Consider the following 4,725-nt stretch of genomic DNA (forward strand, 5'->3'; position numbering starts at 1 on the left):
GCCGGAAGACCAGGACCGCTGGCGGTGCGGCGCGGAACCCGCCGCCCACGCCGTTCAGCGTCCGGCCAGGTCCCAGCAGGCCGCGGCGGCCCCGATCAGCCCCGCGTCCGTACCCATCTGGGCCGGTGCGACCTCCAGGCCGCGTACGAACGAGAGCGTGGCGAACTCCTCCAACGCCCGCCGCAGGGGCGCGAAGAGGACCTCTCCCGCCTTCGCCACGCCGCCGCCCACGACGGCTATCTCGATCTCCACCAGCGTCGCGGTGGCGGCGATCCCCGCGGCGAGCGCACGCCCGGCCCGTTCGAAGGACGCCGTGGCGACCGGGTCACCGGCCCGGGCCGCGGCGGCGACGGCCGCCGCGCTGGTGTCTCCGTCCACGCCCGGACGCCAGCCCTCCGCCAGGGCCCGCCGGGAGATGTTCGGCCCGCTCGCGATGCGCTCCACGCAGCCGCGCCCGCCGCAGGGACAGCTGTCGCCGTCCAGGTCCACGCTGATGTGGCCGATGTGTCCGGCGTTGCCGGTCGGCCCGGGGTGCAAGGCGCCGCCGAGGATCAGCCCGCCGCCGACGCCCGTCGAGACCACCATGCACAGCGCGCCCGTACGTCCGCGCGCGGCGCCCTGCCAGTGCTCCGCGGCCGCCATCGCCACGCCGTCACCGACGAGCGTCACCGGCAGCCCGCCTGTCCGCTCCCGCACGCCGTCGACCAGCGGATAGTCGCGCCAGCCGGGGATGTTGACGGGGCTGACGGTGCCCGCCTTGGCGTCCACCGGACCCGCGCTGCCGATGCCGACGGCGCGAGCGTCCGGCCACAGAGGGGACGCGGCGAGCTCGTCCAGCACCTCGCCGACGGCGGCCAGCACCCGCTCGCCGTGCGCCCGGGCCGGGGTGGGACGCTGCGCCCGCTGGAGCAGCCCCCCGCCGCTGTCCACCAGCGCACCCGCGATCTTGGTGCCGCCGACGTCGAGCGCGACCACGAGGTCCGTGTGCATGGGGGATGTTTCTCCTGTGAACGGCCGTCCGCCCCCTGGCCGGGAACGGTCAAGAGATCAGTCTGGCGGGTGCTGACAACGTTGTCCAGCCGTTGTGGGGGCGGCTATGCTGCTCGCTGCCCCCGGGGAACACCCCCTGGCCCGCCCGCGACAAGGACTGGACGCCCGTGCCCGACACCGCACGCTCCGCCGCCGCCCGTCATCCTGAACGCCGCTACGGCAGCCGGCCCACCATGAAGGATGTGGCCGCCCTGGCGGGGGTCGGCCTCAAGACGGTTTCGCGTGTGGTCAACGGCGAGGCGGGAGTCTCCCCGGACACCGAGCGCCGCGTGCAGGAAGCGATCACCGCACTGGGCTTCCGCCGCAACGACAGCGCTCGCATCCTGCGCAAGGGCCGTACCGCCAGCATCGGCCTCGTCCTCGAGGACCTCGCCGACCCCTTCTACGCGCCGCTCAGCCGCGCCGTCGAAGAGGTGGCCCGCGCGCACGGCGCACTGCTGATCAACGGCTCCAGCGCCGAAGACCCCGCGCGGGAACAGGAGTTGGTGCTCGCGCTGTGCGCACGCCGGGTCGACGGGCTGATCATCGTCCCGGCCAGTGACGACCACCGCTATCTGGAACCGGAGATCGCGGCCGGGGTCGCCACGGTCTTCGTCGACCGGCCGCCGGGGCGCATCGACGCGGACCTGGTGCTGACCGACAGCTTCGCGGGCGCCCGCGACGGCGTCGCGCATCTGATCGCCCACGGCCACCGGCACATCGGCTTCATCGGTGACCGTCCCCGCATCCACACCGCCGGCGAGCGGCTGCGCGGTTACGAGACCGCGATGGCGGACGCCGGCCTGGGGATCCACGAGCACTGGCTCGCCCCCGGCCCGACCGACCCCGAGCGGGTACGGGCCGACGCCGAACGCATGCTGCACGGCCCGGAACCGGTCACGGCGCTCTTCGCCGGCAACAACCGGGTGACGGTGACTTTGGTGCGGGTGCTGGCGGAACTGGACCGTCCGGTCGCGCTGGTCGGCTTCGACGACTTCGAACTGGCCGACCTCCTCTCGCCGCCCGTCACGGTCGTCGCCCAGGATCCGGCGCGGCTGGGGCGCGGCGCCGCCGACCTGCTCTTCCGGCGGCTGGACGGCGCGGACGACGCACCGCGGCGGATGACGCAGCCGACCCGGCTGATAGCCCGCGGCTCCGGCGAACTGCCGCCGTACACATAGCACTTCCAGCACTTCCACGACCGTCGTCGGCCGTACGGCGGCGGTGCGCAAGGGCCTACGGCGCGCCGGGGGCCGGCGAGGCCGGCGTCCGTCCCGCGAGCCGTTCGAGGTCGGCCCGGGTCAGGCCGGCGAGGCGGGCGATCTCGCCGGGCGCCAGCGCCCCGCAATCGAGGCCGCGCAGCAGGTAGTTGCTCAGCGCCTTCGCGGTGGCCGGTTCGTCCAGCACGCCGCCGTCCCCGCCCACTCCGCCGGCGTACGCGGCGAGCCGGGTGGCGGCCGGCTCCATGCCCTCCCGGTAGAAGGCGTAGACAGCGGCGTAGCGGGTGGGCAGGTGACCGGGGTGCATGTCCCAGCCCTGGTAGTAGGCGCGGGCCAGCGAGCGCCGTACGAGGCCGTGGTGCAGCCGCCACGCGTCGTGCACCTGTTCCCGTGAACCGGCCGGCACGACGTTCGTGGAACCGTCCGACAGCCGCACCCCCGTCTCCGCCGCCGCGACCTGCATCACGGCCTTGGCGTGGTCGGCCACCGGGTGGTCCATGGCCTGGTGGGCGGCGCTGACTCCGCACGAGGCGCTGTAGTCGAAGGTGCCGTAGTGCAGCGAGGTGGCGCGGCCGCCGGCCGCGTCGATCATGCGGGCGACGGTGGCGCGGCCGTCGGCGCCGAGGATGGACTGGGGCGTCTCGATCTGGATCTCGAACCCGATGCGCCCGTCCGGCAGACCGCGCGCCTTCTCGAACTCCTCACACAGCCGCACCATCGCCGCGACCTGCTCGGGATGGCTGACCTTCGGCAGCGTGAGCACGAGCCCGCCGGGCAGCTCTCCCGCGGCCAGCAGACCGGTGAGAAAGATGTCGAGGGTGCGGATGCCACGGTCGCGCACGGCGGCTTCCATGCACTTCATCCGGATGCCCACGTACGGGGGCGCGGTGCCGTCCTGGCAGGCGGCGGCCACCAGCCGGGCCGCGCGGGCCGCCGCTGCGTCCTCCTCGGAGTCGGGCCGCGGGCCGTAGCCGTCCTCGAAGTCGATGCGCAGGTCCTCGACGGGCTCGCGCTCCAGCTTGGCCCGTACCCGGTCGTGCACGGGTCCGGCGAGTGCCGCGGGCAGTCCGAGGACGGCGGCCAGGGAGGCCGCGTCCGGTGCGTGCCGGTCGAGAAGGTCCCGTGCCTGCTCACCCCAGGCACGTACGGTGCCGGCCGCGAAGACGTCGGCCGGTACGTAGACCGTGTGCACGGGCTGGCGGGTGCCGGGGTCGCCCGGGTAACGGCGGGCGAGTTCGGCGTCGACCGGTGCCAGCCGGTCCGCGATGCCTTCGCTCACGGCGCTCGCCAGGCTCGTGTCCACAGTGCCGTCCTCGCCCACGCCTGCTCCTCCGCTTTTCCGCCCACCGGAATCAACAATTCGTTCAGCGAAGCTATCCGCGCCCCGAACGCCGGTCAACCGCCAGCAGCCGGGCCTCGGTCGCCGGGTCCAGCCCTTTCAGCGGCCGGTCCGGCCGGAGGGGCGGCTTCCCGCCCAGCTCCTGGAGCCACGCCCAGGTCTCCGCCACCGTTTCCGCCACGGGACGGCAGCGCAGCCCCGCGGCGACCGCCTTGGAGACATCCCCCTGATGCATGTGCTCGTAGTCTTCGCCCGGCGGCAGCCAGAGCGGCAGCCCCGTCCACGGCTCGGCACCGGCGGCCAGTACCGACTCCGGGTCCCGCCAGCACAGTTCGGCGTCGCCGCCGGTGACGCGTACGCAGGTCTCCAGCAGCTCGCCCATCGTGGTGTGCCCGGGCGGGCTCACCACGTTGTACGCACCGCCCAGGCCGCGCGCGGCGGCCTCCAGCAGCCACGCGGCGAGGTCGCGGACGTCGATGTACTGCAGTGGCAGATCGTGCGGCCCGGGCGCGGGCACCGGGCCGCCGCGGGCGATCCGCAGCAGCCACCACGGCAGCCGTCCGGTGTTCTCCCAGGGGCCGATGATCACTCCGGCGCGCACGTGCAGCGCGTGGTCGCCGAAGGCCTCCGACGCGGCCAGCTCCCCGCCCCGTTTGGCGCGCGCGTAATCCTCGGCCTCCGCGTCGCCGGCCGAGGCGTCGACCAGCCGGCCGGTCTCGTCCAGCCCCGCCGGCACCGGACCGGCGTAGACCGACCGGCTGGAGACGTAGACGTACTGTCCAGCCCGGCCGGACAGCAGCCGTGCCGACTCCCGCACCGCCGACGGCGCGCCCGACCAGGTGTCGACGACGGCGTCCCACTCGCCCCCGCGCAGAGCGGCCAGGCCGCCCTCGACGGTGCGGTCGCCCCGGAGCACCGTCACACCCGGAGGCGGCTCGTGCCGCCCCCGGTGGAAGACGCTCACCGTCCAGCCGCGGGCCAGCGCGGCCTCGGTGACGGCCCGCCCCACGAACTCCGTGCCACCCAGCATCAGCAGTCTCATGCGGCGACTGTGCCCGCCGTCCTCCGCCACGGGAACCGCTTACCGCTGACAGCGAATTCGCTGTCAGCAGACGGCGCGCGCCGCCCCCGTACACC

The 4,725-nt window shown here is 74.5% G+C and carries 4 protein-coding genes; 1 reads left to right on the top strand and 3 read right to left on the bottom strand.

Features of this window, described 5'->3' with window-relative positions:
- Positions 1-54 precede the first annotated feature (54 nt).
- Positions 55-990, bottom strand: a complete 936-nt coding sequence (locus ACRDP3_RS09375) for an ROK family protein (protein ID WP_431516401.1) — start codon at positions 988-990, stop codon at positions 55-57.
- A gap of 233 nt (positions 991-1,223) precedes the next feature.
- On the opposite strand from ACRDP3_RS09375, the gene ACRDP3_RS09380 reads away from it, so the two are divergent.
- Positions 1,224-2,210, top strand: coding sequence for a LacI family DNA-binding transcriptional regulator (locus tag ACRDP3_RS09380; protein ID WP_431516404.1), 987 nt, complete (start codon positions 1,224-1,226; stop codon positions 2,208-2,210).
- Between the two features lie 55 nt (positions 2,211-2,265).
- Here ACRDP3_RS09380 and ACRDP3_RS09385 read toward each other — a convergent pair whose 3' ends face one another.
- Positions 2,266-3,570: a DUF6986 family protein gene (locus tag ACRDP3_RS09385; RefSeq protein WP_431516402.1), complete on the bottom strand. Its 1,305-nt coding sequence runs from the start codon at positions 3,568-3,570 to the stop codon at positions 2,266-2,268.
- A 52-nt stretch (positions 3,571-3,622) separates the two neighbouring features.
- Complete coding sequence (locus ACRDP3_RS09390) at positions 3,623-4,630, bottom strand: NAD-dependent epimerase/dehydratase family protein (RefSeq protein WP_431516403.1); 1,008 nt, start codon at positions 4,628-4,630, stop codon at positions 3,623-3,625.
- Between the last annotated feature and the right edge of the window lie 95 nt (positions 4,631-4,725).

It is taken from the genome of Streptomyces sp. (assembly GCF_050698815.1).
Lineage (GTDB): Bacteria > Actinomycetota > Actinomycetes > Streptomycetales > Streptomycetaceae > Streptomyces.

Bases quoted from the DNA above. Each gene is read 5' to 3' on its own strand.
- ACRDP3_RS09375 (WP_431516401.1), bottom strand. From the start codon at position 990: ATGCACACGGACCTCGTGGTCGCGCTCGACGTCGGCGGCACCAAGATC.
- ACRDP3_RS09380 (WP_431516404.1), top strand. From the start codon at position 1,224: ATGAAGGATGTGGCCGCCCTGGCGGGGGTCGGCCTCAAGACGGTTTCG.
- ACRDP3_RS09390 (WP_431516403.1), bottom strand. From the start codon at position 4,630: ATGAGACTGCTGATGCTGGGTGGCACGGAGTTCGTGGGGCGGGCCGTC.